The 23,041-nt window shown below is 73.0% G+C and carries 24 protein-coding genes; 10 read left to right on the top strand and 14 right to left on the bottom strand.

Annotated elements, in window-relative coordinates; genetic code table 11:
• Positions 1-55 precede the first annotated feature (55 nt).
• The 3 genes from ABCS02_RS10415 to ABCS02_RS10405 form a co-directional block, all read right to left on the bottom strand.
• Positions 56-1,615: an ABC transporter substrate-binding protein gene (locus ABCS02_RS10415; protein ID WP_345835567.1), complete on the bottom strand. Its 1,560-nt coding sequence runs from the start codon at positions 1,613-1,615 to the stop codon at positions 56-58.
• Between the two features lie 176 nt (positions 1,616-1,791).
• Positions 1,792-2,199, bottom strand: a complete 408-nt coding sequence (locus tag ABCS02_RS10410) for a hypothetical protein (RefSeq protein ID WP_345835566.1) — start codon at positions 2,197-2,199, stop codon at positions 1,792-1,794.
• Positions 2,200-2,209: 10 nt separating this feature from the next.
• Positions 2,210-2,728, bottom strand: a complete 519-nt coding sequence (locus ABCS02_RS10405; protein ID WP_345835565.1) for a nitroreductase family deazaflavin-dependent oxidoreductase — start codon at positions 2,726-2,728, stop codon at positions 2,210-2,212.
• 51 nt (positions 2,729-2,779) lie between these two features.
• Between ABCS02_RS10405 and ABCS02_RS10400 the strand changes: the two genes are divergently transcribed.
• The 5 genes from ABCS02_RS10400 to ABCS02_RS10380 are packed head-to-tail and all read left to right on the top strand — an operon-like array spanning position 2,780 to position 6,732.
• Complete coding sequence (locus ABCS02_RS10400) at positions 2,780-5,098, top strand: FdhF/YdeP family oxidoreductase (RefSeq protein ID WP_345835564.1); 2,319 nt, start codon at positions 2,780-2,782, stop codon at positions 5,096-5,098.
• A 47-nt stretch (positions 5,099-5,145) separates the two neighbouring features.
• Positions 5,146-5,631, top strand: coding sequence for a MogA/MoaB family molybdenum cofactor biosynthesis protein (locus ABCS02_RS10395; RefSeq protein WP_345836329.1), 486 nt, complete (start codon positions 5,146-5,148; stop codon positions 5,629-5,631).
• Positions 5,628-6,053 carry a molybdenum cofactor biosynthesis protein MoaE gene (locus ABCS02_RS10390; RefSeq protein ID WP_345835563.1) on the top strand — a complete coding sequence of 142 codons (426 nt, stop codon included), beginning with the start codon at positions 5,628-5,630 and terminating at the stop codon, positions 6,051-6,053. The genes ABCS02_RS10395 and ABCS02_RS10390 overlap by 4 nt, the downstream gene beginning before the upstream one ends.
• A 38-nt stretch (positions 6,054-6,091) precedes the next feature.
• On the top strand, positions 6,092-6,346 hold the full coding sequence (locus ABCS02_RS10385; protein WP_345835562.1) for a type II toxin-antitoxin system prevent-host-death family antitoxin: 255 nt from the start codon (positions 6,092-6,094) through the stop codon (positions 6,344-6,346).
• The gene (locus ABCS02_RS10380; protein ID WP_345835561.1) at positions 6,331-6,732 is read left to right on the top strand and encodes a type II toxin-antitoxin system VapC family toxin; all 402 of its coding nucleotides are present in this window, start codon (positions 6,331-6,333) and stop codon (positions 6,730-6,732) included. The genes ABCS02_RS10385 and ABCS02_RS10380 overlap by 16 nt, the downstream gene beginning before the upstream one ends.
• Before the next feature lie 11 nt (positions 6,733-6,743).
• On the opposite strand, the gene ABCS02_RS10375 is transcribed toward ABCS02_RS10380, so the two are convergent.
• From ABCS02_RS10375 to ABCS02_RS10350, 6 genes are read right to left on the bottom strand one after another with little or no spacing between them, the layout of a single operon-like run.
• The gene (locus ABCS02_RS10375; RefSeq protein ID WP_345835560.1) at positions 6,744-6,977 is read right to left on the bottom strand and encodes a MoaD/ThiS family protein; all 234 of its coding nucleotides are present in this window, start codon (positions 6,975-6,977) and stop codon (positions 6,744-6,746) included.
• Positions 6,977-7,240: a DUF6457 domain-containing protein gene (locus ABCS02_RS10370; RefSeq protein WP_345835559.1), complete on the bottom strand. Its 264-nt coding sequence runs from the start codon at positions 7,238-7,240 to the stop codon at positions 6,977-6,979. Before ABCS02_RS10370 ends, ABCS02_RS10375 begins: the two co-directional genes overlap by 1 nt.
• Complete coding sequence (locus ABCS02_RS10365) at positions 7,237-7,833, bottom strand: NTP transferase domain-containing protein (protein WP_345835558.1); 597 nt, start codon at positions 7,831-7,833, stop codon at positions 7,237-7,239. The genes ABCS02_RS10370 and ABCS02_RS10365 overlap by 4 nt, the downstream gene beginning before the upstream one ends.
• Complete coding sequence (gene moaC, locus ABCS02_RS10360) at positions 7,815-8,285, bottom strand: cyclic pyranopterin monophosphate synthase MoaC (protein ID WP_345835557.1); 471 nt, start codon at positions 8,283-8,285, stop codon at positions 7,815-7,817. Before moaC ends, ABCS02_RS10365 begins: the two co-directional genes overlap by 19 nt.
• Positions 8,282-9,517: a gephyrin-like molybdotransferase Glp gene (gene glp / locus ABCS02_RS10355; RefSeq protein ID WP_345836328.1), complete on the bottom strand. Its 1,236-nt coding sequence runs from the start codon at positions 9,515-9,517 to the stop codon at positions 8,282-8,284. Before glp ends, moaC begins: the two co-directional genes overlap by 4 nt.
• Positions 9,517-10,674 carry a ThiF family adenylyltransferase gene (locus ABCS02_RS10350; RefSeq protein ID WP_345835556.1) on the bottom strand — a complete coding sequence of 386 codons (1,158 nt, stop codon included), beginning with the start codon at positions 10,672-10,674 and terminating at the stop codon, positions 9,517-9,519. Before ABCS02_RS10350 ends, glp begins: the two co-directional genes overlap by 1 nt.
• A 105-nt stretch (positions 10,675-10,779) precedes the next feature.
• On the opposite strand from ABCS02_RS10350, the gene ABCS02_RS10345 reads away from it, so the two are divergent.
• Genes ABCS02_RS10345 through ABCS02_RS10330 form a run of 4 tightly spaced genes read left to right on the top strand, consistent with a single transcriptional unit; the run spans position 10,780 to position 14,085 of the window.
• A complete protein-coding gene (locus ABCS02_RS10345) occupies positions 10,780-11,172 on the top strand; it encodes a TOBE domain-containing protein (RefSeq protein WP_345835555.1) in 393 nt (130 codons plus the stop codon).
• A gap of 2 nt (positions 11,173-11,174) precedes the next feature.
• The gene (modA, locus tag ABCS02_RS10340) at positions 11,175-11,957 is read left to right on the top strand and encodes a molybdate ABC transporter substrate-binding protein (RefSeq protein ID WP_345835554.1); all 783 of its coding nucleotides are present in this window, start codon (positions 11,175-11,177) and stop codon (positions 11,955-11,957) included.
• Positions 11,954-12,757 carry an ABC transporter permease gene (locus ABCS02_RS10335; protein ID WP_345835553.1) on the top strand — a complete coding sequence of 268 codons (804 nt, stop codon included), beginning with the start codon at positions 11,954-11,956 and terminating at the stop codon, positions 12,755-12,757. The genes modA and ABCS02_RS10335 overlap by 4 nt, the downstream gene beginning before the upstream one ends.
• Complete coding sequence (locus tag ABCS02_RS10330) at positions 12,754-14,085, top strand: ATP-binding cassette domain-containing protein (protein WP_345835552.1); 1,332 nt, start codon at positions 12,754-12,756, stop codon at positions 14,083-14,085. The genes ABCS02_RS10335 and ABCS02_RS10330 overlap by 4 nt, the downstream gene beginning before the upstream one ends.
• 132 nt (positions 14,086-14,217) lie before the next feature.
• Here ABCS02_RS10330 and cydC read toward each other — a convergent pair whose 3' ends face one another.
• The 5 genes from cydC to ABCS02_RS10305 all read right to left on the bottom strand — a co-directional run bounded on the left by cydC (position 14,218) and on the right by ABCS02_RS10305 (position 21,839).
• Positions 14,218-16,020, bottom strand: a complete 1,803-nt coding sequence (gene cydC / locus ABCS02_RS10325) for a thiol reductant ABC exporter subunit CydC (RefSeq protein WP_345835551.1) — start codon at positions 16,018-16,020, stop codon at positions 14,218-14,220.
• Positions 16,017-17,699 (bottom strand): thiol reductant ABC exporter subunit CydD, encoded by a 1,683-nt coding sequence (gene cydD / locus ABCS02_RS10320; protein ID WP_345835550.1) that lies wholly within the window; start codon positions 17,697-17,699, stop codon positions 16,017-16,019. Before cydD ends, cydC begins: the two co-directional genes overlap by 4 nt.
• 134 nt (positions 17,700-17,833) lie before the next feature.
• Entirely contained in the window at positions 17,834-18,841 is a 1,008-nt protein-coding gene (gene cydB, locus ABCS02_RS10315; protein WP_345835549.1) for a cytochrome d ubiquinol oxidase subunit II, read from the bottom strand.
• Between the two features lie 29 nt (positions 18,842-18,870).
• Complete coding sequence (locus tag ABCS02_RS10310) at positions 18,871-20,319, bottom strand: cytochrome ubiquinol oxidase subunit I (protein ID WP_345835548.1); 1,449 nt, start codon at positions 20,317-20,319, stop codon at positions 18,871-18,873.
• 95 nt (positions 20,320-20,414) lie between these two features.
• Positions 20,415-21,839, bottom strand: a complete 1,425-nt coding sequence (locus ABCS02_RS10305) for an MDR family MFS transporter (RefSeq protein WP_345835547.1) — start codon at positions 21,837-21,839, stop codon at positions 20,415-20,417.
• Positions 21,840-21,960: 121 nt separating this feature from the next.
• On the opposite strand from ABCS02_RS10305, the gene moaA reads away from it, so the two are divergent.
• Entirely contained in the window at positions 21,961-23,040 is a 1,080-nt protein-coding gene (gene moaA / locus ABCS02_RS10300) for a GTP 3',8-cyclase MoaA (RefSeq protein ID WP_345835546.1), read from the top strand.
• Position 23,041: the final 1 nt, after the last annotated feature.

Here is a 23,041-nt window from a genome sequence, read left to right as displayed (position 1 = left end):
GCCGCTGCCCTCGCAGATCGGATTCGACCTGCGAGGGCAGCGGGATGGTGCGGGATCAGCTCAGGTAGACCTGGGTGAAGTCGAACTCGCCGAGCGCGGTGTACGGGTTCTGCTTCAGCCCGTGCACCTGGGTGGATGCCGCGTCGAGGAGGTTCGGGAACACCGGGATGATGTATCCGCCCTGGTCGTAGAGGATCTTCTGCGCCTGCGTGAGGAGCGCGTTCGCGGCCGTCGGATCCGGCGTCCGCAGCGCCTGCTGGTAGAGGTCGTTCCACTGCGTGTTGGTCCACAGCGTCTCCGGGAGACCAGCGCCCGGAACCAGCATGTTGTTGTAGAAGTACACGAGGGGGTGACCGAGCCAGTACGTCGATCCGAACGGGTTCACCTGGTACGACTGCGACCAGTACTGATCGGACGGCAGGTTGTGCAGCGTGATCGTGACGCCGCCGGCCTGCGCCTGCTGGACCATGAGGGTCGACATGTCCACGATCCCCGGGAAGATGTTCGAGGTGTACAGGTCGACGTGCAGGTCGGACTGGCCGGCGTCGGCCAGGAGCTTCTTGGCCTGCTCCGGGTCGTACTGACGCTGCGGCAGGTCGCTCGGATAGCTCGGGTCGTCGATGCCGAACAGGTCGTTCCCGAGCCGGCCGTAGCCGAAGTAGACGTTGTCGAGGATCTGCTGCCGGTCCACGAGCAGGCGTAGCGCCTGCCGCACGCGCGGGTCGGCGAGCGCGCCGGCGCTCGAGCCGCTCGTGAACATGTACTGCGCGGGGAACGAGCTGCCCGGCGTCGAGATCGCCTGGATCGCCTTGTTCGACTCGAGGCTCTGGAACTGCGCCGGCGCGACCGCGGCGATCGCGTCGACCTGGCCGCCCAGCAGCGCGTTGGTGCGCGCTTGGTCATCGTTGATCGAGACGAGCGTGACGGAGTTGAGGTACGGCTCGCCCGCCACCCGGTAGTGCGGATTGGCCGTCAGGACCGACTGGTGCCCGGGATCGAACTCGCTGAGGACGAAGGGCCCGGTGCCGATCGGCTTGTCGAAGTTCGTCGTGCCGGCCTTGAAGATGCCGAGGCGGAAGTCGGACACGGCGGAGGGGAAGAGCGAGTTCGGCGTCTTGAGGTCGGCCTCGACCGTGAGGTCGTCGACCGCCTTCAGGTCGGCGACGTCCGCGAGGGCGCTCGCCGACTTCGACACCGTGGCCGGGTTCATGTGGTACTTGAACGTCCAGATGACGTCCGCGGACGTGAGGGGCGTGCCGTCCGAGAAGAGCACCCCCGCGGGGAGCTTGATGGTCCATACGGTGGCATCGCTGTTGGGCGTCATGCTCTCGGCGAGGGACATTTTTATACCGTCCTGCCCCGCGACCGTCAGGGTGTCGAGGATCTGGCGGGTCCGCGCGAAGTCCATCGTCGTGATGATCTGCGACGGGTCGTTCGTCTCCTGGTTCCCGTTTCCGAGGAGGCCGACCCGGAGGTTCCCGCCATGGACGGGCGTTCCGTCGGAGGCGGCGGGCGTCGCCGAGCTGGAGCACGCGGCCATCGCGGTCGTCGTGAGGACGAGGGCGACGGCCACGGCGGCCACCCTGCGAAGGCGGCGAGAGGCGTTTTTGGGCATAGTGAACACCTTCTGGTGAGGGGAGAGATGCTGTGATCTGGCGTCGCTTCGCGAGCGCGACGACGGTGGACTGTTCCGGTGATCGGACCGAATCATCGCTGACTGGTTCGATTGGTCCCTAACCTTGGACCCCGCCTTTCGGCGGTCGCACTAGCCATATGGCTAAGCGCGTCGCCTCAGATTCGGACATAGAAGCGCCGGCTGCTGCGCGGCACCCAGAACGCCAGCAGCGTGAGCACCTCCAGCAGGAGAAGCGCCGACGACCACCAGTCCCACGGATCGGTCGTCACGATCGTGACGATGTGCAGCGCGATCTGGATGGCGAGGTAGATCGTCACGAGGAGTCGCGCGAGCCGGCTGCCGCGCGCTGCCGCGGAGCCGACCGTGATCGTGAGCAGGCCGAAGAGGATGGTGCCCGCGCCGAGCAACGAGACCGCGATCATCGTGCCGGTGTCGGGCGCCTGGTAGCGGCTGAGAAGGATCAGCAGCCCGATCGCGGCGTTGAAGAAGCCGCTGAGGTAGACGAGCACGACGGCCGCGGTGACGAGTCCCGGGCGGCGTCGTGCGGCGGGAGCGGCCTCCATGCGCACCACCCTAGCGGCCAGGTCGGGCCTCCTGCCGGCCGAGCTCGCGCACCGGCTGCACCCGGAAGAGGCGCACGACGCGGCCGGACGCGCGTTCGTAGGCGCGGTATCCCGGCCACTGTCGCTCGATGCGCGCCCAGACGACATCCCGCTCCTCGTCGGTCACGAGGATCGCGTGCACCGCGAGCCGCCGGCCGCGGACGGAGATCTCGGCATCCGGGTGCGCGAGGAGGTTCGTGCTCCACGCGGGATGCCGGTCGCCGGCGAAGTTCGAGCCGGCGACGATCGCGCGGCCGTGGCCGTCCGGCGTGTACATGAGGACGACCTCGCGGGTCACGCCCGACTTCGCACCGGTCGTCCGGAGCGTCAGCGAGGGGACGAGCAGCGCGCTCACCTGCACGGTGCCGCCGGTGAGGGCGGAGAGGAGGCGCTCGAACGGCGGCAGGAAGATCGGCCCCGCCGTCCGGAACGCTCGGGTGCGCGAGAGGGGGGCGATGAGCTGGCGGACGACGTCGACGACCCGGGTCATGCCCGCCATTCTGCCGGGTCCCCCGGAACGGCGTCGGACTACGATCGAAGGATGGCGAGGAAGGCCCCGACGAAGGACATCGACGAGTCTCGACTGAGCGTGGGGGAGCGCAAGCGGGTGGCGGTCGGTGTTCCCGCCGTCACGCACGCGCTGCAGATCTCGTGGGAACAGATGGGCGCGGTACGCGGTGCGCGCGCGCTCGCGCGCGTCAACCAGAAGGACGGCTTCGACTGCCCGGGCTGCGCGTGGCCCGAGACCGACCACCGGCACGTCGCGGAGTTCTGCGAGAACGGCGCGAAGGCGGTCGCCGAGGAGGCCACCATCCGCCGTGTCGGGCCCGCCTTCTTCGCGGAGCACTCGATCGAGGAGCTCCGCAGCCACGACGACTGGTGGCTCGGGCAGCAGGGTCGGCTGACGCATCCGATGATCCTCGACGAGGGCGCGACGCATTATCGCCCGCTCTCGTGGGACGACGCGCTGCGCGAGATCGCGATGGAGCTGCGCGGCCTCGACGACCCCGATGAGGCGATCTTCTACACGTCCGGCCGGACGTCCAACGAGGCAGCGTTCGTCTACCAGCTGCTCGTGCGCGGCATCGGCACGAACAACCTGCCGGACTGCTCGAACATGTGCCACGAGTCCAGCGGCTCCGCGCTCACCGAGACCCTCGGCATCGGCAAGGGCACCGTGTCCATCGAGGACATCCACGACGCGGAGCTGCTGATCGTCGCGGGACAGAACCCCGGCACGAACCATCCCCGCATGCTGAGCGCCCTCGAGAAGGCGAAGCAGCGGGGCGCGAAGATCATCGCCGTCAACCCGCTGCCGGAGGCCGGGCTGCTGCGGTTCGAGAACCCGCAGACGCCCCGCGGGGTGCTGCTGGGCGGCACCCCCCTCGCCGACCGGTTCGTGCAGATCCGGTTGGGTGGCGACCAGGCCCTCTTCCAGGCGATCGGCAAGCACCTCCTCGAGGTCGACGATCGTGAGGGCGAGGTCGTCGACCGCGACTTCGTCGCCGGCTGGACGAGCGGCTTCGACGCGTACGCCGCCGCCATCGGAGCGGCCGTGTGGGCGGAGCTGGAGACCGCGACCGGGCTGAGCGAGGCGGAGCTCCGCGAGATCGCCGAGATGGTGCGGGCTTCGGGCGCGACGATCGTCTGCTGGGCGATGGGGCTGACCCAGCACAAGCACTCGGTGCCGACCCTGCGGGAGGTCGTGAACGTACTCCTGCTCCAGGGGAGCATCGGCCGGGCCGGGGCCGGGGTCTGCCCCGTCCGGGGCCACTCGAACGTGCAGGGCGACCGCACGATGGGCATCTACGAGAAGCCGTCGGATGCCTTCCTCGATGCGCTCGACCGGGAGTTCTCCTTCGCGGCCCCTCGCCGCCACGGCCACGACACGGTCGCCGCGATCGGCGCGATGCGCGACGGACGGGCGCGCTTCTTCATGGGCATGGGCGGCAACTTCGTCAGCGCGACACCCGACACCGCCGTGGTCGAGGCGGCCATGGCGAATCTCGACCTGACGGTCCACGTCTCGACGAAGCTGAACCGCTCGCACGTCGTCACGGGCCGTCGCGCGATCATCCTGCCGACGCTCGGCCGCACGGATCGTGACCGCCGCGGCGGCCGCGAGCAGCGCGTCTCGGTGGAGGACTCGATGGGCGCCGTCCACTCTTCGCGCGGCCGGCTCGCGCCGCCGGCGGAGGACCTCCTCTCCGAGGTCGCGATCGTGACGCGCCTGTGCGGGCTGGTCTTCGGCGACGATCGGGGCAACGTGCCGCAGGCGGACTGGGCAGGGCTCGAGAACGACTACGCGCTCATCCGGACGCACGTCCAGAACGTCATCCCGGGCTTCGAGGACTACGAGCGGCGCATCGATAAGGGCCGCACGTTCTTCCTTCCGAACGGACCCCGCGACGGGCGGGAGTTCGCGACGAGCGACGGCCTCGCGCACTTCACGGCGAACCCGCTCGAATACCCGCGCATCCCGGAGGGGCGCCTGCTGCTCCAGACGCTTCGCTCGCACGACCAGTACAACACGACGATCTACGGCAAGGACGACCGGTACCGCGGCATCCACGACGGCCGCAGGGTGGTGCTCGTGAACGCCGACGACGTGCGCGAGCTCGGGTTCGCGGACGGGGAGATCGTCGACCTCGTGTCGGAGTGGCCGCGGTCGTCGGGTGAGGTGGAGGAGCGTCGCGCCGAGCGGTTCCGCATCGTGACGTACGACACGCCGCGCCGCAACGCCGCCGCGTACTACCCCGAGACGAATGTGCTCGTGCCGCTCGACTCCACCGCGGACGTCAGCGGAACGCCAACGTCGAAGGGCGTCGTCGTGCGGCTCGAGCACCGGCCGGGCGAATGACGCACGCGCACGCGGAGCCCCCGCACGACGCGGAGCGCACGCGGGACGTGGAGCGCTACGCGGCCGTGATCACGGTCTCCGACCGGGGTGCCGCGGGCGAGCGCGTCGACGAGAGCGGTCCGGTCGCGGTGCGGGCGCTGCGCGCCGGCGGCTTCCTGTGCGGCGAGGCGCGGATCGTCCCGGACGGGGTGGACTCCGTCGCCGGCGCCCTACGCGCCGCGATCGCGGAGGGCGCCCGGCTCCTGGTGACGACCGGCGGCACGGGCGTGTCGCCGCGCGATCAGACCCCCGAGGGCACCGCGCTCGTCCTCACGCGCGACATCCCGGGGATCGCGGAGGAGCTCCGCCGCGTCGGCACGGCGGGGAAGCCCGCGGGGATGCTGTCCCGCGGGCGGGCCGGGGTCGTCGACGACGCCGGCGCGCTCGTGGTGAACCTGCCCGGTTCCCCCGCGGCCGTCGCGGAGGGGATGCCGGTGGTGCTGTCGGTCGCGGTGCACGTCCTCGACCAGCTCGCGGGCGGCGACCACCGGTGAGCGTTGCGCTCGGCCGGATCAGCGCGGAGCCGCTCGACCTCGACCTGCACCTCCGTGCCGTGGACGACGCCCGCGCGGGCGCGGTGACGACGTTCGTCGGCCGGGTGCGGGATCACGACCCGGATGCTGCCGGCGCGGTCGTCGCGCTCGAGTACACCGCGCATCCCGATGCCGAGCGGATCCTGCGCGAGCTCGCCGAGCGCGCGATCGCGGACACCGACGCGGTCGTGGCCGTGAGCCACCGCATCGGGCGGCTCGAGGTGGGGGAGGCCGCGGTCGTGATCGCGGTGGCATCCGCGCACCGGCAGGCGGCGTTCGAGGTCTGCCGCGAGATCATCGAGGCGATCAAGCGGGAGCTGCCGGTGTGGAAGCGCCAGGTGGAGGCCGACGGCACGACCGCCTGGAAGGGCCTCGGCGGCTGAGCTCTTCCCAGAATCTGATTATCAGATAGACTTTCACCATGAGGACCATCTCGGCGACGGAGGCCTCGCGGCGCTTCTCCGAACTCCTCGACGCCATCGAGCGCGGGGAGACCGTGACCGTGACGCGTGGCAATCGCGCGATCGCAGAGGTGCGGCCCGCCCGCTCCCGGACCGGTCGGGATCTCGCGGCGGCGCTCGCTGGCATCGTGCCGCCGGACGACGAGTTCGAGGCTGCGATCGTCGACGCGGTCGCAGCGCTGGATGGCGGAGCGGATCCGTGGGCCGACGCCTGATCCTCGATACCGGCATCCTCATCGCCTATGAACGCGGCACGATCGACCGCGCGGCGATCGACGACGACGATCTCGCGATCGCGGCGATCACGGTCGCGGAGTACCGGACGGGCATCGAGCTGGCCGATTCGGCCGCGCGTGCGGCTGAACGCGCGCGAGCGATCGCGACGATCCTCGATGTCGTCGAGGTCCTCGACTACACGCCCGCAACGGCCGTGCACCATGCCGCGCTGATCGCGTCCGCCCGCCGCGCCGGAACTCCGCGCGGCGCGCACGACCTGATCATCGCCGCCCACGCGCGCGAGACGGGACGCAGCGTCGTGACGCGCGACGATCGTGCCCGCTTCGGCGGCCTCCCCGGCGTCGACGTCGTCCGCGCCGGCTGACCCGAAGCGGATCAGCCGCCGGCGAAGGGCGGCAGCACGTCCACGAGGGTGTCGGGGCTCAGGGCGGTGTCGTCGTCGACGCGGGAGCCTCCTACGAGCACGGCGCAGCGGGGCAGGATGCCGCCGAGGCCCGGACGCTCGGACGCGAGGGCGGCGCGCAGAGCGCCGAGGGTCGCCTCGGGGCGGATCTCCTCCGCGCGGCCGGCGAGCTCCTCGGCCGCCGCGAAGTAGCGGACACGCGCCATCAGCCGCTCCAGTCCGCGGCGAGGGCGGTGATCGCGGCCATCGCCTCACGGGCCTGGGCGGGCGTGCCGCCGGCCCGCCCGGCCACCAGCCCCGCGACGAACGCGCTCAGCGGGGCGGCGGGGCGCGTCACGCCGTTCGCGACGGCGCCGGCCAGGTCGAGGACGCCGGCGACGGGGATGTCGTCGGGTCCGAGCCCGAAACGCTCGCGCAGAGCGCCCGCCCATTCGTCCAGGGCCTCGGGGGGCAGGTGTGCGGCGCTCATCGGCGGGTCTCCTTCTCCAGATCGTCCCAGGTGTCGACGTCCGTGGACCGGCCGTCGGGGTCGCTCAGCACCATGATCGCCGCCTCGTCCGCGAGGCTCCGCGCGGGGGCATCCCGTCCGGCATCCGGCAGCCGCTCCGCCCGCGCCCGGAGGGGAGCGGTGCGGTAGAGCGCCGTCAGCCATTGCGGGCGGCTGCCCGCGTCGGCGAGGCACACACCGTCGAGGTCCGCGGGCCCGACCGCGGCAGCCTCGGCGAGGAGCGCGACGGCCTGCTCGGCGCGCGGGAGGTCACAGGCGAGCACGAGCGTCCATTCGGGCGAGGCGTCGCCGAACGCGCGCAGCCCCGCCACGACGCCCGCGGCGGGTCCGCCGAACGGCGGATCCTCCCGCGTCCACGTGACGCCGGCGAGGTCGGCGAGCGGGGGGCCGACCGCGACGATCGGGGCGCTTCCGAGGGAGCGGGCCGCGGCGACCGCGTGCGCGAGCAGCGTCGCGCCGCCGACCTCGACGAGGGGCTTGGCGGCGCCGTCCATCCGCGACGCCCGTCCTCCCGCGAGGAGGATCGCGCCGACCGTCACTCCGGCCTGGTCCATGCTCCCGATCGGCCGCCCTCCTTAGCCACGATCCGCACGTTCTCGATCGAGGTCGCGCGATCGAGACCCTTCACCATGTCGACGATCGCGAGCCCCGCGACCGCGACCGCGGTGAGCGCCTCCATCTCGACGCCGGTGCGGTCGGCGGTCCGCACGGTCGCCGCGATCTCGACGCCGTCGTCGGTGACCTCCAGGTCGACGGACGCCCCGTGCACGCCGATGACGTGCGCGAGCGGCAGCAGGTCCGGCGTGCGCTTCGCCGCCTGGATGCCGGCGATCCGCGCGACCGCGAGCACGTCCCCCTTCGGCACGGAGCCGTCGCGCAGGGCCGCCACGACGGCCGGCGTGCAGCGCACGAAGCCGCGCGCCGTCGCCGCGCGGACCGTCGGCTCCTTCGCCGTCACGTCGACCATGCGGGCGCGACCGGCGTCGTCGAGATGGGTGAAGCTCATCCCACCAGCATGACATCGACGAGGTCGCCCGGCGCGACCGCATCGACCTCCGCAGGGACGACAGCGTAGGCCTCCGCGCGTCCGAGACCGCTCGCGAGGTGCGAGCCGGAGCCGCCCGCGCTCGCGGGCCGCACGGTCCACCGCTCGGGGTCGGTGCGGTCGATCGCGGCCGGGAGGTACTGCCGCCGTCCCTCGGCGGAGCGCCAGGGGACCCCCGCGGGAAGACGCAGGATCGGGCGGCCGACCGGCGTGCGGCCCTGCATCGCGAGGAGCGCGGGCCGCACGAACACCTCGAACGACACGGCGGCGCTCACCGGGTTGCCGGGGAGCCCGAACAGGAGGATGCCGCCCGCGAGCACCCCGAAGCCCTGCGGCTTGCCGGGCTGCATCGCCACGGACGAGAACGCCATCTCGCCGCCCGGGCCGAGCGTGTTCTTCACGACTTCGTAGGCCCCCGCGCTGACGCCGCCGGAGAAGACGATCGCGTCGGCGCCGCGGGCCGCGGCATCCGCGACCGCCGTCCGCAGCGCGTCGGAGTCGTCCGGCACGCTCGTGCGGAGCACGACCTCGGCATCCGCCTCCCGCGCGAGTGCCGCGAGCACCCCGGAGTTCGACTCGGGGATCATCCCGCGCGCGAGCGGCGCGCCGGCGGGTGCGAGCTCCGTGCCCGTCGAGACGATCGCGACGCGCGGGCGGCGTGCGGCCGCGACCTCGAGGATGCCGGTCGAGGCGAGCGTGCCGAGGACGAAGGGGCCGACGCGGGTGCCCGCGGGGAGCACCACGTCGCCGGAGCGCGCGTCCTCGCCGCGGCGCCGGACGTGCTGGCCCTCGGCGGTGGGCGCGCGCTCGACGCGGACGTCTCCGAGCGAGTCGGCGAGGCCTCCGGACGTGCTCTCGAACGGCACGACGGTGTCGGCGTCCGTGGGGAGCGCCGAGCCGGTCATGATGCGGGCGGCCTCACCCGGCCGGAGAGCCGGATCCAGCCCGGACCCCGCGGGGACGTCCGCCACGACCCGCAGCGTGACGGGGGCCGACGCGGTGGCGGAGGCGACGTCGGCGAAGCGGACCGCGAACCCGTCCATCGCGGAGTTCTCGAACGCGGGCACATCGAGGCGCGCCCGCGCGTCCTCGGCGAGGGTGCGGCCCTCCGCATCCGCCGACGGTAGACGGACGGCCGGCAGCCGGGGGGTGCGCGCGAGGATGCCGGCGAGGTGCTCCTCGACCGTCCGCATCACGCGGGCTCCGCCGCGGCGTCCCAGGCCCGCATCCCGCCGGCCAGCACGCTCGCCTCCACCCCGGCATCGCGGAGGGCGCGTGCCGCGCGGGTCGCGCGGGCGCCGCTGAGGCACACGACGAGGACCGGGCCGGGGCCGACCGCCTCGGGGCGGTCGAGGAGCTCGGCGAGGGGCAGGAGCCGCGCACCCGGGATGATGCCCATCGCGGTCTCGCTCGGCTCGCGCACGTCGACGACGGTGATCCCCGCCTCCCGCGCAGCGGCCGCCTCCGCGGCGGACAGCTCCGTGACAGGCCCCCCGCCCGGGTGAGAACGCGCTTGTGTCACGAAAACGTCCCGTTTTCGTGACACAAGCGCGTTCTCGGCGAGGGGGTGGCCGGGGCCGGGGTGGGCGGGGCGGAGAGGAACCTCGGTCTGGCGGGCACGCAGGCCGTCGATCACGAGGACACGGCCGAGCAGTGGCTCGCCGATCCCGGCGACGAGCGCGATCGCCTGCGTGGCGAGCAGGGCGCCGACCTGGAGGCACAGCGCGCCCAGCACGCCCACCTCCGCGCACGAGGGCACCTCGCCCACGGTCTCCGGCGGATACAGGTCCGCGAGCACGACCGGGGCGGCATCCGCCGGCGGCGCGGACCAGAAGACCGTGACCTGCGCGTCGAAGCCCTGCACGGTTCCCCACACGAGGGGGACGCCGAGCTCCTCGCACGCTGCCGCGACCGCCCCACGCGTGTCGAACGTGTCGCTGCCGTCGATCACCACGTGCGATCCGCGCAGGAGGTCCGTGGCGTTCTCCTCCGTGAGGCGGACGCGGAGGGGGCGGACGCGGGTCTCCGGGGCGAGGTCGGCGGCGGCGCGGACGGCGCTGTCGACCTTGGGAGCACCGAGGTCCGCGTGGCGGTGGAGGACCTGGCGCTGCAGGTTCGTGAGCTCGACCTCGTCGTCGTCGATGACCGTCAGCGTCCCGATCCCGGCGGCGGCGAGGGCGAGGATCGCCGGCGAGCCGAGGCCGCCCGCGCCGATCACGACGACGTGCGCCGCGGCGATCCGGCGCTGTCCGATCTCACCGAGGCCGGCGAGGATCGCGTGCCGCGTCGTGCGCGCGCGCTCGTGCGCGCTGAGCACGGGCACGGGCTCGACGAGCGGCGGAAAAGGCATGCATCCAGGCTAATCCCGGGGCTCGCGGCGTCGGCCGTCCGTATCCGCACGTGCGGATGGAACGGGCCCTGATGATCCGCGAACGCGGATGCTAGGGTCGAGCCCATGCGTACCTATCGGATCGCGGATGCGGCGCGCCTGCTCGGCGTCAGCGACGACACCGTCCGGCGATGGGTCGAGGCCGGCATCCTCCCGACCGTCGGCTCGACGCCGGCCGAGATCCCGGGGGATGCGCTCGCGCGGCGCGCGGTCGAGCTGAGCGCCGACACGCCCGATCCGACCGACGTGCTCTCCAGCGCCCGCAACCGCTTCGTCGGCCTCGTCACGCGGCTGCAGGTCGACGGGGTCATGGCGCAGGTCGACATCCAGGCGGGTCCGCACCGCGTCGTCTCGCTGATGTCCGCCGAGGCGGCCCGGGACCTCGGGCTCGAGGTCGGTTCGCTCGCGGTCGCCGTCGTGAAGGCCACCACCGTCATCGTCGAGACCCCGAGGGCCTGATCATGCGCACCATCCGTTCGTTCGCCGTCGCGGCTGTCGCCGCGGCCACCCTGTTCCTCGCCGGATGCGTGGGCGCGTCGGCCGCACCCGTGGCATCCACCGCGCCGGCGGTCTCCGGGGAGCTGACGGTGTCGGCGGCCGCCTCCCTCAAGGGCGCGTTCGACGAGATCGCGCGCGAGTTCAGCGCCGCCTACCCCGCGGTCGGTGTCGTGCCCTTCACCTACGACGGCTCGTCGACGCTCGCGACGCAGATCATCGGCGGCAACCACGTGGACGTGTTCGCGTCGGCCGACAAAGCGAACATGCAGAAGGTCGTCGATGCCGGTCTCGCGACGGGTCCGCAGCTCTTCGCCACCAACACGCTCGTGATCGTCGTCCCGAAGGGCAACCCCGCCGGCATCACGGGTCTCGCCGACCTCGCGAAGCCTGGGACCACCGTCGTGCTCTGCGCGCCCGGGGTGCCGTGCGGCACGGCGGCGCAGACGCTGCTCGCGAACGCGGGGGTCACGGTCACTCCGGCCAGCCAGGAGCAGAACGTCACGGCGGTGCTGACGAAGGTCGCCAACGGCGAGGCGGATGCCGGCATCGTGTACACCACGGACGCCAAGGCCAACAGCAACGTGCAGGCGATCGTCCCCGCCGGCGCCGACAAGGTCGTCAACCAGTACCCGATCGTCGCGCTCGACAGTGCCGCCGATGCCCCCGCGGCGGCCGCGTTCGTCGCGTTCGTCCTCGGTCCCGACGGCCAGGCGGTCCTGGCGAAGTACGGGTTCGGCGCGCCGTGAGCCGCCCGCGTCGGGGCTTCGTCCCGCGCATCCTGGTGCTGCCGGCGCTCATCGGCCTGGCCTTCCTCGTCGTCCCCCTCCTGGCCCTGATCGGGCACGTGGACTGGGGCACGCTGTGGGCGGACGTGACCGCCGCGTCGTCGCTCGCCGCGCTCGGGCTGTCGCTGCTGACGGGCGTCATCGCGACCGCGCTCTGCCTCGTCCTCGGCGTGCCGCTGGCGCTGCTCATCGCGCGGTCGTCGCCGCGGCGGGCGGCCCTGCTCCGCGTGCTGGTCACGGTCCCGCTCATCCTGCCGCCCATGGTCGGCGGCGCCGCGCTGCTCTTCCTGTTCGGGCGGAACGGATGGCTCGGCCCGGTGCTCCTCGATGCCGGGCTCCGCATCCCGTTCACGACGACCGCGGTCGTGATGGCCCAGACGTTCGTCGCGCTGCCGTTCCTCGTCCTGGCGGTGGAGGGGCCGCTTCGCGCGGTCGGGACGGGGTACGACGAGGTGGCGGCCGGTCTCGGGGCCGGTCGCTGGACGATCCTGCGGCGGGTCACGCTGCCGCTCGCCGGCCCGGGGCTCGTCGCCGGGACGATCCTGTGCTTCGCGCGCGCGATCGGCGAGTTCGGCGCGACGGCGCTGTTCGCGGGCAACGCCCCGGGCACGACGCAGACGATGCCGCTCGCGATCTACACGGCGTTCAACGGCGCGGGCGTGTCGCAGGGCTCAGCCGTCGCGCTGTCGCTCCTCCTGCTCGGCGCCGCCATCGCGGTGCTGCTCCTCGTGCGCGCCTGGCGCCCGGAGGTCGTCCGATGACGGGGGCCGCGCTCGACGCCCGCGTCGTGGTGCAGCGGTCGGCGGAGTTCACGCTGTCCGTCGGCGTGCGCGCGGCCGCGGGGGAGACCGTGGCCGTCATGGGCCCGAGCGGAGCGGGGAAGTCGACCCTGCTCGCGGCCCTCGCGGGCTTCGCCGGCATCGACGACGGGCACATCCGTCTCGGCGACCGCGACCTCGTGTCGGGTCCGGGCGGGCGGGCGCGGGCGGTGGATCCGGCCCATCGGGGGATCGTTCTGCTCGGACAGGATCCGCGGCTCTTCCCGCATCTGTCCGTGTCGGACAACGTCGCGTTCGGGCTCCGTGCGCACGGGACGCATCGCCACGCGGCCCGGGCGCAGGCCGCCGAGTGGCTCGCGCGCGTGGGCCTGCCCGACGCCGGCGGGCGAAGGCCGTCCGAGCTGTCCGGGGGCGAGCAGCAGCGGGTCGCCCTCGCGCGGGCGCTCGCCGCCCGTCCGAGCCTGGTGCTCCTCGACGAGCCGCTCGTGTCCCTCGATCCGGACACCGCCGACGGTCTTCGCACCGTCATCCGCGCGGCGCTGGACTGCACCGCGATCGTCGTGACCCACGCCGCCGTCGACGCCCTCGCCCTGGCGCGTCGGCTGGTGGTGATCGAGGACGGACGGGTGTCGCAGGAGGGTCCGGTTCGAGACGTCTTCGCGGCGCCGGGCACGCCGTTCGTCGCCTCGCTCGCGGGCCTCGACCGCGTCGAAGGGACGCTGCGCGGGGGCCGTTGGGAGGCCGACGGCGTGCGGATCCCGGGCGCCGTCGCGCCGGGGCTCCGCGACGGCGACGCGGTCGTCGCAGTCTTCCCGCCCGGCGCGGTGCAGCTCAGCGCCGCGGATGCGGATGCGGCCGGCGTGGGTGGGGTGGACGCGGGTGGGGATGAGGCGCGGTCGGCGGGTGCCGGGGCGTGGTCCGCGGGTGCGGGGGACGTGGCGCGGTCCGCGGGTGCCGGGGCGTGGTCCGCGGGTGCGGGGGACGTGGCGCGGTCCGCGGGTGCCGGGGCGTGGTCCGCGGGTGCGGGGGACGTGGTGCGGTCCGCGGGTGTGGGGGACGTGGGTGCGGGCGCGGGGGATGTGGGTGCGGGCGCGGGGGAGCACGCGGCCGGGACCTGGATCGCGCGGGTGCGCCGGCTGGAGCCGACTCTCGCCGGCGTCCGCGTGCACACCGCGGCGCCCGCCGTCGCGGTGGACGTGCCGCTCGAGGCGGTCGCGGCGCTGGGTCTCGAAGCGGGCGTCGCGGTGCGGCTCCGGGTCGCGGCATCCGCTGTGCGGATCCTCCCCATCGCCCCGGCACCGCATCCGTAGCCGACCGGACACCCCGGGCACGGCGCGAGATCAGGTGAACTCGCGGAATCAGGATGCTTCCGGCCGGAATTCTCCTGACTACGCGAATTCACCTGATCGCGGGGTGCGGGGTGCCGGGTGCGGGGCGCGGGGTCAGGGCAAGGTGCGGCCGGCGACGAGGCGGACCTCGCGGTCGATGAGCCCGGCCGGCACCTCGACGTGCGAGATCAGCACGACGGACCGCCCCGGGTCGGCGGCGGTGAGGAGGTCGCGCAGGAGCGCGTCCGAGGCATCCGGATCCACACCCGCCGTGGGCTCGTCCAGCACCAGGACCGGGAAGTCCGCGAGCAGGGCGCGCGCGAGGGAGAGCCGCTGCGCCTGACCGCCGGAAACGAGGGCGCCGCGCTCGCCGACGGGCTCGTCGAGGCCTCCGCGCTCGCGCGCCCAGTCCGCGAGCCCCACGCGGTCGAGCGCGTGCCAGAGGTCGTCGTCGGTCGCGGTGTCCCGCGCGAACAGGAGGTTCTGGCGGATGCTCTCGTCGAAGAGGTACGGATCCTGCTCGCACAGCCCGACCGTGCGGCGGAGCTCGTCGGCCGGAAGGTCCCGGGCCTCGACCCCGTCCACGCGGTAGGACCCGTCGTAGTCGAGGAACCGCACGAGGACGTGCGCGAGCGTGGTCTTGCCTGCGCCGCTGGGTCCGGTCACGAGCACCCGTTCCCCCGGCGCGACCCGCAGGTCGACCCCGTCGAGCCGTCCCCGGTCGGCCGCGATGTCCGCGTCGGCTGGCCAGTGGCCGCGCACCCCCTCGAGCACGAGCCCCTCACCCCCGCCCACCCCTCCCTGAGAACGCGCTTGTGTCACGAAAACGTCCCGTTTTCGTGACACAAGCGCGTTCTCGGCGACGGGGTGGCCCGGGGTGGGGTGGCCCGGGGTGGGGGCGTCGGGGGCGGGGAGGCCGGCGGGGGGCGCGTCGGGGACGGTGCGGGCGATGCGCTCCGCGGCGGCGCGGACGCTGCGCCACGACGCCAGCGCGAGGGGCACCGGACCGAAGACCTCGAACACGGCCATCGGCAGCAGCACCACGACGGCGAGCGCGGGCCCGGTGAATCCGTCCCGCCCGAGGAAGGGCGCGGCCACGAGCAGCGCCGCCAGGGATGCCGCTCCCGCGAGCAGCGAGACCGCCCCGGCGGTCAGCCCCTGCGCGCTGGACCGGCGGACGGTCGCGCGGCGGAGCGCGTCGTCCGCGTCCCGGACGCGCGCACCCGCGGCATCCGTCGCGCCGTACGCCGTCAGGACGTCGAGCGCCGTCAGCTCGTCGAGGAGCGCGTCGGCGAGCCGGTTGCGCAGCGGCGCGACCGAGCGCTCCGCCCGCGCGCCGGCCGCCCATCCGGCCCCCACCGCGAGCAGCAGCGCCACGACGAGGCTCACCCCGAGCGCGACCGCGGCCGGCGGGGACAGGAACGCGACGAACACAACGCTCGCGACCGAGGTCAGGCCCGCGGTCGCGAGCGGCAGCACGACGCGCAGCGGGAGGTTCTGCAGCTCCTCGACGTCGTCGACGAGGTTCGACAGGAGGGTGCCGCGGCGGGTGCGGCCGAGCCCGTCGGGGGCGAGGGGGAGGAGCCGGCGCACGAGCTCCGCGCGCACGGTCGCGAGCCGCCCGAGCGCCGCGTCGTGCCCGGCGAGCCGTTCGAGGTAGCGGAAGACGCCGCGGCCCAGCGCGAACGCGCGCACCGCGACGACCGCGACCGACAGGTAGATGATCGCCGGCTGCTCGGCCGCCCGCGCGATGAGCCACGCGGATGCCGCGAGCAGCGCGATCGCGCTCACGGCGGTGCCCACGCCCAGGGCGATCGTCACCCAGAACCGGCGCAGCGGCGGCTGAGCGGACCGGAGCACCCGGTTCGTCCGTGCGCGGAGGTCGCCGGCCGCGCGCGGGTCACGAGACGCGGTCATGCGGATGCCTCCACCGGGGCGATGCGGACGATCCGGTCCGCGATCGCGCGGGCGCTCGTGCGGTGCGACACGAGGAGCACGCCGGCCCCGGCGTCCGCCTCCGCGCGCACCGTGCGCCACACCGCGGCCTCGGTCTCGCGGTCGAGCGCGCTCGTCGGCTCGTCGAGCACGAGCACGCCGGCATCCGTCGCGCGCCGGCGGTACAGGGCCCGGGCGAGCGCGATCCGCTGCGCCTGTCCGCCGGACACCCCGGATCCCCGCACGCCCAGCTCGCGCTCCGGGGCCACGTCGCCCGCCTGTGCGTCGGCGAGGCACCGACGCACGAGCGCGTCGTCCGGCTCGGGGGAACCGAGCGCGACGTTGTCTCGCACGGGTCCGGACACGAGCCCGGGGCGCTGCCCCGCCCACGCCAGCGCGTCGCGCGCGTGCGCAGCCTCCGCCCCGTCCACGCGCACCGCGCCCTCGTAGGGCGCGAAGCCGAGGAGCGCGGCGAGGACGCTCGACTTCCCCGCCCCGCTCGGACCCTCGATCAGCACGATCTCGCCGGCCCGCACCTCCAGGTCGACGGGGGCGAGCATCCGCTCCCCGCGCCGCACGCGCATCCCGCGCACCTCGAGCAGCGGCCCGGAGCTCGCGGCGGAGGCGTCCGAGCGCGAGACGCCCGAGCGCGCCTCCGCGGGGACGTCCGAGCGCGCCGCGGCGGCGGCGAGCGCGGGCGCGTCGCGGGCGGCATCCAGCACGGCGAAGATCTCGTCCGTCGCCGCGACACCCTCCGATGCGGCGTGGAACTGCACGCCGACCTGACGCAGCGGCAGGTACGCCTCGGGGGCGAGGAGCAGCACGAACAGCCCGGTGAGGAGGTCGAGCTCGCCCGCGAGGAGCCGCAGCCCGATCGTGACCGCGATGATCGCGACGGAGATGCTCGCGAGGAACTCCAGCGCGAAGCCGGAGAGGAACGACACGCGCAGGACCTTCATCGTCTCGCGCTTGTAGTCGCTCGTGACCTTCTCGATGCTGGCGGCGGCCCGGTGCTGGCGGCCGAAGATCTTGAGGGTGCCGAGGCCCCCGACGGTGTCGGCGAAGCGCACCGCGAGGCGGTGGAGCGTCGCGTACTGACGGCGTTGCACGGCCCGCGTCGCCAGGCCGATGAGCACCATGAAGATCGGGATGAGCGGAATCGTGAGGATGACGGTGATCCCGGAGATCGGGTCGGCCAGCAGGATGACGAGCACGAGGATCGGCGCGGTGATCGCCGTGGCGACGAGCTGCGGCAGGTAGCGCCCGAAGTACGCGTCGAGGGCCTCCAGTCCGTGGCCGGCCGTGACGGCGAGGGACGCCGCGTTCCGCCGTTCGAGCCAAGCCGGTCCGAGGCTCTCGATCGCGCCCACGAGGCCTGCGCGCAGCTGCAGCGACGCCCGCGCCGCGCCCGCGGCCGAGACCCGTTCGGCTGCCGCCACCAGCGCCGCGCGCACGATCACGAGCGCCGCCGCGCCGGCGACCCACGGCACGAGGTCGGCGACCGGGCGGCCCTGGATCGCGCCGACGAGCGCGCTCGTGAGGCACCACGCGAACCCGACGACGACCGCCGTCTGTACGAGCACGATCGCGGCGGTGGCCACGAAGAACCCGCGCGAGCCGCGCGCGTAGCGCAGCAGCCGCGGATCGACCGGCCCTCTCATCCCACGAGTCTCCCGCACCTGTGCCCGCCCCTCAGCCCGCACAACTCCTGCAGGCACCCGCTCGCACCGCCCGATTCGAGTCCGATCGGGCGGTGCGAGCACGTTTTGCAGGAGTTGTGCGCGAGGGGAGCGAGTCAATGGGCGGCGGCGCGTTCGATCCGGGCGCGGGACACACGCTTGCGGAAGATCCAGTACGTCCAGCCCTGGTAGAGCAGCACGAGGGGCAGGAACACCAGGGCGGCCCAGCTCATGATCGTCAGCGTGTAGTTCGTGCTCGAGGCGTTCTCGATGGTCAGGCTGTGCGCCGGATCCGTCGAGGACGGCATCACGTACGGGTACAGCGCGAACCACAGCATCAGCACGGAGGCGGCGACCGTGACCGCGCCGAGCGAGAACGCCCAGCCGTCGCGGCGGGCGACCGCCGCGACGAGCGAGCCGGCGAGGGCGACGGCGGCCGCGAGCGCCAGGATCAGCACGGGCCAGGAGAAGTGCGCCACGACCGTCCAGAGGAGGAACGCCGCCGCCACGACGAGCGTGATCACGCCGGCACGGAGGCCGAGGCGGCGCGCGGCGGCGTGCACGACGCCGTCCGTCCGCAGCGCCACGAACAGCACCCCGTGCGTGAAGAAGAGGAGCAGCGTCGTGAGCCCGCCGAGCAGCCCGTAAGGGTTGAGCAGTGTCAGCAGCGTCCCGGTGAAGTGGTGGCCGGCGTCGAGGGGTACCCCCTGCACGATGTTCGCGAACGCGACGCCCCAGAGGAACGCGGGCACGGCCGATCCGACGACGATCATCGTGTCGAAGCCGCGCTTCCAGCGCAGGCCGTCGCGCTGATGCCGGTACTCGAACGAGACCCCGCGGAGGATGAGCGCCAGCAGGATCAGCAGCAGCGCGAGGTAGAAGCCGCTGAAGAGGGTCGCATACCACTCCGGGAATGCGGCGAACAGGCACGCGCCCGCCACGATCACCCACGTCTCGTTGAGGTCCCAGACCGGGCCGATCGTGTTGATGATCTGGCGGCGGCCGACGTCGTCCCTGCCGAGGAACGGCAGCGACATCCCCACGCCGAAGTCGAACCCGTCGAGGACGAAGTAGCCGATGAAGAGCGCGCCGATGATCCAGAACCAGAGGTGTGCGAGGTCCATGATCTCTTCTCCCTAGAGTCGCGAGGCGACTAGTAGACCGTGGTGAGGTGCTCGGCGGATGCCGGGTCGTCGGCATCCGTCCCGGATCCCGGTGGCTCGACCGGCGTGAGTCCCGCTCGCGCGGTCTTGAGGATGAGCCCGAACTCGACGACCGCGAGGATCGCGTAGATCCCGGTGAACGCGACGAGCGAGATCAGCACGTTCCATCCGGGGTTGGGGGAGACGCCGTCCGCCGTCGGCATGAGGCTGAAGACGATCCACGGCTGCCGGCCCATCTCCGTGAACACCCAGCCGACGAGCGCGCCCATGAGCGGGAGGGGCGCGGACCAGACGAGCACCCGCCAGAACCACCGCGGCACCTCGCGCTTCGCCTTCCTGCGGGTGACCCAGAGGCCGACCACCGAGATCAGCGCGGCGAGGCCGCCGAAGCCCATCATCCAGCGGAAGGACCAGTACGTGATCCAGATCGTGGGCGCGAACGGCAGGTTCCCGCTCAGCTGGCTCGCGATGTCGGGCCACTGCGCCGTGTACTGAGCGTTGAGATTGTTGATGCCCTCGACGCAGCCGTCGAAGGTATGCGTCGACAGGAATGAGAGCAGGTAGGGCACCCGCAGCGACCAGATCTCGCTCGACCCGTCCGGGGTGCCGAGCGAGAAGATCGAGAAGGATGCGTCGGCGCCGCATGCGGTGTTGTACAGCGCCTCGGCCGACGCCATCTTCATCGGCTGCGTCGCGACCATCTGCAGGCCGAGCTGGTCGCCCGCGATCGCGACGCCCGCGAACGACGCCACCAGGAACCACATCCCGAACCGGAGGGCGGGCCGGAACGCCTCGACGTCCCGCTTCCGGGCGAGGTGGTACGCCGCGACGGCGATGACGACCGCCGCCGCGAACATGAAGCTCGCGAACAGCACGTGCGGGAAGGTCGCCAGCGCGACGCGGTTGGTGAGCAGCGCCCAGAAGTCGGTGAGCTCCGCGCGGGTGCCGTCCGGCGACATCTGGTAGCCGACCGGGTTCTGCATGAACGAGTTGGCGGCGAGGATGAAGTACGCGGATAGCGCGGCGCCGACCCAGGCGACCCAGATGGTGGCGAGGTGGAGGCGTCGGGGCAATCGATCCCAGCCGAAGATCCAGAGGCCCAGGAACGTGGCCTCGAGGAAGAAGGCCATGAGGCCCTCGAACGCGAGCGGGGCGCCGAAGACGTCGCCCACGAACCGCGAATACTCCGACCAGTTCATGCCGAACTGGAACTCCTGCACGATGCCGGTGACGACGCCCATCGCGAAGTTGATGAGGAAGATCTTCCCGAACAGCCGCGTCAGCTGCAGCCACTTCACGTGGCCGGTCCGATGCCACGCCGTCTGGAAGATCGCGACGACGAGCCCCATGCCGATCGTGAGCGGCACGAACAGGAAGTGGTAGAGGGTCGTGAGACCGAACTGCCAGCGGGCGAGGATCAGCGGGTCCAGAAGATCCATGGGTGCCTCCGATCACTCCCGGCGAGCCGTTTCCGGCACCGTAACATGTGGTCAGACCACAGTTCGGACCGATAGCTCGGGATCGAGAGAACCCCTCAGGGCTTGCGGATCAGCACCGCTCCGACGAGCAGCGGCGTCGACATGATCGCTGCCAGCACGAAGGCCGTGCGGGTCCCCTCCGCGGTGATGGCGGGCATGACCGTGATGAGGACGGCGATGCCCGCCGCGCCCGAGACCTGCTGCGTCGTGCCGACGACGGCCGAGCCGTACGAGTACAGCTTCGGGGAGAGCGAGGCGAGCGCCGTCGTATAGAGCGGCGTGAACGACAGCGCCAGGCCCAGGCAGAGCACGAGCTGCGAGCCGACGATGACCCACAGCGACGTCGTCGCCGTGAACGTGGTGTGGAACCACATCGTGCCGACCGCGAGGATCGTGCCGGGGATGAGGAGGACGCGCGTTCCGTGCGTGTCGTAGATGCGCCCGACGAGCGGGCCGAGCGCGCACATCAGGAGCGGGCCCGGCAGCATGACGAGGCCCGTCTCGAGGGGCGAGGCGCCGAGCACCCCCTGCATGTACAGCGGCAGCACCGTGAACACGCCGAAGAACGCCATGCACAGCACGCCCATCTGGACGATCGCGAGCGAGAAGTTGCCGGATCGGAAGACCCGCAGATCGAGCAGCGCGCGATCCTCCCGCTGCAGGACCACCTGGCGCCAGAGGAACAGCCCGAGCGCGAGGCCGCCGATGCCGAGGGCCACGCACAGCGAGACCGTGGCGGTGGTGGCGGCCGCGGCATCCGCCGCGGAGGTGCCGCGGTTCGCGGCGCCGCCGATCTGGCTGAGGCCGTAGACGAGGCCGCCGAACCCGAACGCGGACAGCACGACCGAGAGCGGGTCGATCGGCGCGCGGGTGCGCTCGCCGTGATTGCGCACCCAGCGGGCGCCCACGAGGAGCACCAGGAGGGCGATCGGGAGGACGACGCCGAAGATCCAGCGCCAACCGAGCGTGTCGAGGATGAGGCCGGACAGCGCCGGTCCCAGGGCCGGCGCGAGGGAGATCACGACTGCGACGCGGCCCATCATGCGTCCGCGGGCATGTGCGGGGACCACGGTCATGAGCGTTGTCATGAGCAGCGGCATCATGATCGCGGTCCCGGATGCCTGGATGACGCGACCGACGAGAAGGACGGGGAATCCGGGGGCGAGCAGACCCACGAGGGTGCCGAGCGAGAACATGCTCATCGCGGCGATGAACATCGCGCGCGTCGTGAAGCGGCGGATGAGGAACCCGGTGATGGGGATGATGACGGCCATCGTCAGCATGAACGCCGTCGTGAGCCACTGCGCCGTGAGGGCGGTGATCCCGAGGTCGCCGATCAGGTGCGGGATCGCCACGCCCATCGTGGTCTCGTTGAGCGTCGCGATGAACGCGGCGACGAGCAGGACCCAGATCCCCCGGTTCGCTTCGGGGGTGAGGCCGGTGCCGGCGGTCGCCGCGCGCGGCATCGCGGTCGCGGCCATGGGCCCGTCTCCTCACTCGCCCGGATCCGGTGCGCGTTCGGTCCACCCTCGCACGAACGGCCGTGACAACGGAAGCGCGGATGCCGGCCTCGCCGCCGCGTCGCGCGGTTAGGCTCGATGCATGCCGGCTGTCTCCGTCGCGCTCGCGCGCCGCGTGCCGCCGCCTCCCGACGGCGCCACGGGCCGCCTCGCCGGTGTGCTCGCCGACACCCACGGCCGCGTCCATCGCGACCTGCGGATCTCGCTGACCGACCGCTGCTCACTGCGATGCACGTACTGCATGCCGGAGCAGGGCAACGAGTGGCTGGCGCGGCAGAGCATCCTGACGCTCGACGAGATCGAGGAGGTCGCCCGCGTCGCCGCGGCGGCCGGCATCACGACCTTCCGACTCACCGGCGGCGAGCCCCTCCTCCGCCGCGACATCATCGACGTCGTCCGGCGTCTCGCCGCGATCCAGGGCCCGGACGGGCCGATCGACATCGCGATGACGACGAACGGGATCGCGCTTCCGGGGCTCCTGCCCGCGCTCGTCGACGCGGGCCTGCGCCGGCTCAACGTGAGCCTCGACACGCTGCGGCCCGACCGGTTCCGCGAGCTCACGCGGCGCGACCGGCTGGACGACGTGCTCCGCGGCATCGCCGCCGCCGCGGCATCCGGCCTCCGTCCGCTGAAGCTCAATGCCGTCGCCATGCGCGGCGTCAACGACGACGACCTCGTCGACCTCGTCGAGTTCGCCGGCGCCCACGACGCGCAGCTCCGCTTCATCGAGCAGATGCCGCTCGACGTCGGCCACACGTGGGACCGGGCCCGGATGGTGACGCGCGAGGAGATCCTCGACGCCCTCGGCCGGCGCTGGACCCTCGCGCCGGTCCCCGGTCGCGGCGGCGCGCCCGCGGAGCGTTGGACGCTCGACGGCGGTCCGCAGACGGTCGGCGTCATCGCCTCCGTGACGGCGCCGTTCTGCGGCGCCTGCGATCGGCTGCGGCTCACGGCGGACGGGCAGCTGCGCAACTGCCTGTTCTCCACGACCGAGTACGACCTCATGCCGATCCTGCGCGGCGGGAGCGGTTCGCCCCGCGCGCGTCTCGACGCGATCGACGGGATGCTGCGCGCCTGCGTGCGGGGCAAGCTTCCCGGGCACGCCATCGACGACCCGGGTTTCCTTCAGCCGCAGCGCGGCATGAACGCGATCGGAGGCTAGC

It is taken from the genome of Microbacterium sp. X-17, assembly GCF_039615055.1.
This window is presented reverse-complemented; position numbering and strand designations above follow the sequence as displayed.

What these genes read in the sequence shown, in the direction of transcription:
- ABCS02_RS10415 (WP_345835567.1), bottom strand. Translation starts at nt 1,615, where the DNA reads ATGCCCAAAAACGCCTCTCGCCGCCTTCGCAGGGTGGCCGCCGTGGCC.
- ABCS02_RS10410 (WP_345835566.1), bottom strand. Translation starts at nt 2,199, where the DNA reads ATGGAGGCCGCTCCCGCCGCACGACGCCGCCCGGGACTCGTCACCGCG.
- ABCS02_RS10405 (WP_345835565.1), bottom strand. Translation starts at nt 2,728, where the DNA reads ATGACCCGGGTCGTCGACGTCGTCCGCCAGCTCATCGCCCCCCTCTCG.
- ABCS02_RS10400 (WP_345835564.1), top strand. Translation starts at nt 2,780, where the DNA reads ATGGCGAGGAAGGCCCCGACGAAGGACATCGACGAGTCTCGACTGAGC.
- ABCS02_RS10385 (WP_345835562.1), top strand. Translation starts at nt 6,092, where the DNA reads ATGAGGACCATCTCGGCGACGGAGGCCTCGCGGCGCTTCTCCGAACTC.
- ABCS02_RS10375 (WP_345835560.1), bottom strand. Translation starts at nt 6,977, where the DNA reads ATGGCGCGTGTCCGCTACTTCGCGGCGGCCGAGGAGCTCGCCGGCCGC.
- ABCS02_RS10370 (WP_345835559.1), bottom strand. Translation starts at nt 7,240, where the DNA reads ATGAGCGCCGCACACCTGCCCCCCGAGGCCCTGGACGAATGGGCGGGC.
- ABCS02_RS10365 (WP_345835558.1), bottom strand. Translation starts at nt 7,833, where the DNA reads ATGGACCAGGCCGGAGTGACGGTCGGCGCGATCCTCCTCGCGGGAGGA.
- moaC (WP_345835557.1), bottom strand. Translation starts at nt 8,285, where the DNA reads ATGAGCTTCACCCATCTCGACGACGCCGGTCGCGCCCGCATGGTCGAC.
- glp (WP_345836328.1), bottom strand. Translation starts at nt 9,517, where the DNA reads ATGCGGACGGTCGAGGAGCACCTCGCCGGCATCCTCGCGCGCACCCCC.
- ABCS02_RS10350 (WP_345835556.1), bottom strand. Translation starts at nt 10,674, where the DNA reads ATGCCTTTTCCGCCGCTCGTCGAGCCCGTGCCCGTGCTCAGCGCGCAC.
- ABCS02_RS10345 (WP_345835555.1), top strand. Translation starts at nt 10,780, where the DNA reads ATGCGTACCTATCGGATCGCGGATGCGGCGCGCCTGCTCGGCGTCAGC.
- modA (WP_345835554.1), top strand. Translation starts at nt 11,175, where the DNA reads ATGCGCACCATCCGTTCGTTCGCCGTCGCGGCTGTCGCCGCGGCCACC.
- ABCS02_RS10330 (WP_345835552.1), top strand. Translation starts at nt 12,754, where the DNA reads ATGACGGGGGCCGCGCTCGACGCCCGCGTCGTGGTGCAGCGGTCGGCG.
- cydC (WP_345835551.1), bottom strand. Translation starts at nt 16,020, where the DNA reads ATGACCGCGTCTCGTGACCCGCGCGCGGCCGGCGACCTCCGCGCACGG.
- cydD (WP_345835550.1), bottom strand. Translation starts at nt 17,699, where the DNA reads ATGAGAGGGCCGGTCGATCCGCGGCTGCTGCGCTACGCGCGCGGCTCG.
- cydB (WP_345835549.1), bottom strand. Translation starts at nt 18,841, where the DNA reads ATGGACCTCGCACACCTCTGGTTCTGGATCATCGGCGCGCTCTTCATC.
- ABCS02_RS10310 (WP_345835548.1), bottom strand. Translation starts at nt 20,319, where the DNA reads ATGGATCTTCTGGACCCGCTGATCCTCGCCCGCTGGCAGTTCGGTCTC.
- ABCS02_RS10305 (WP_345835547.1), bottom strand. Translation starts at nt 21,839, where the DNA reads ATGGCCGCGACCGCGATGCCGCGCGCGGCGACCGCCGGCACCGGCCTC.
- moaA (WP_345835546.1), top strand. Translation starts at nt 21,961, where the DNA reads ATGCCGGCTGTCTCCGTCGCGCTCGCGCGCCGCGTGCCGCCGCCTCCC.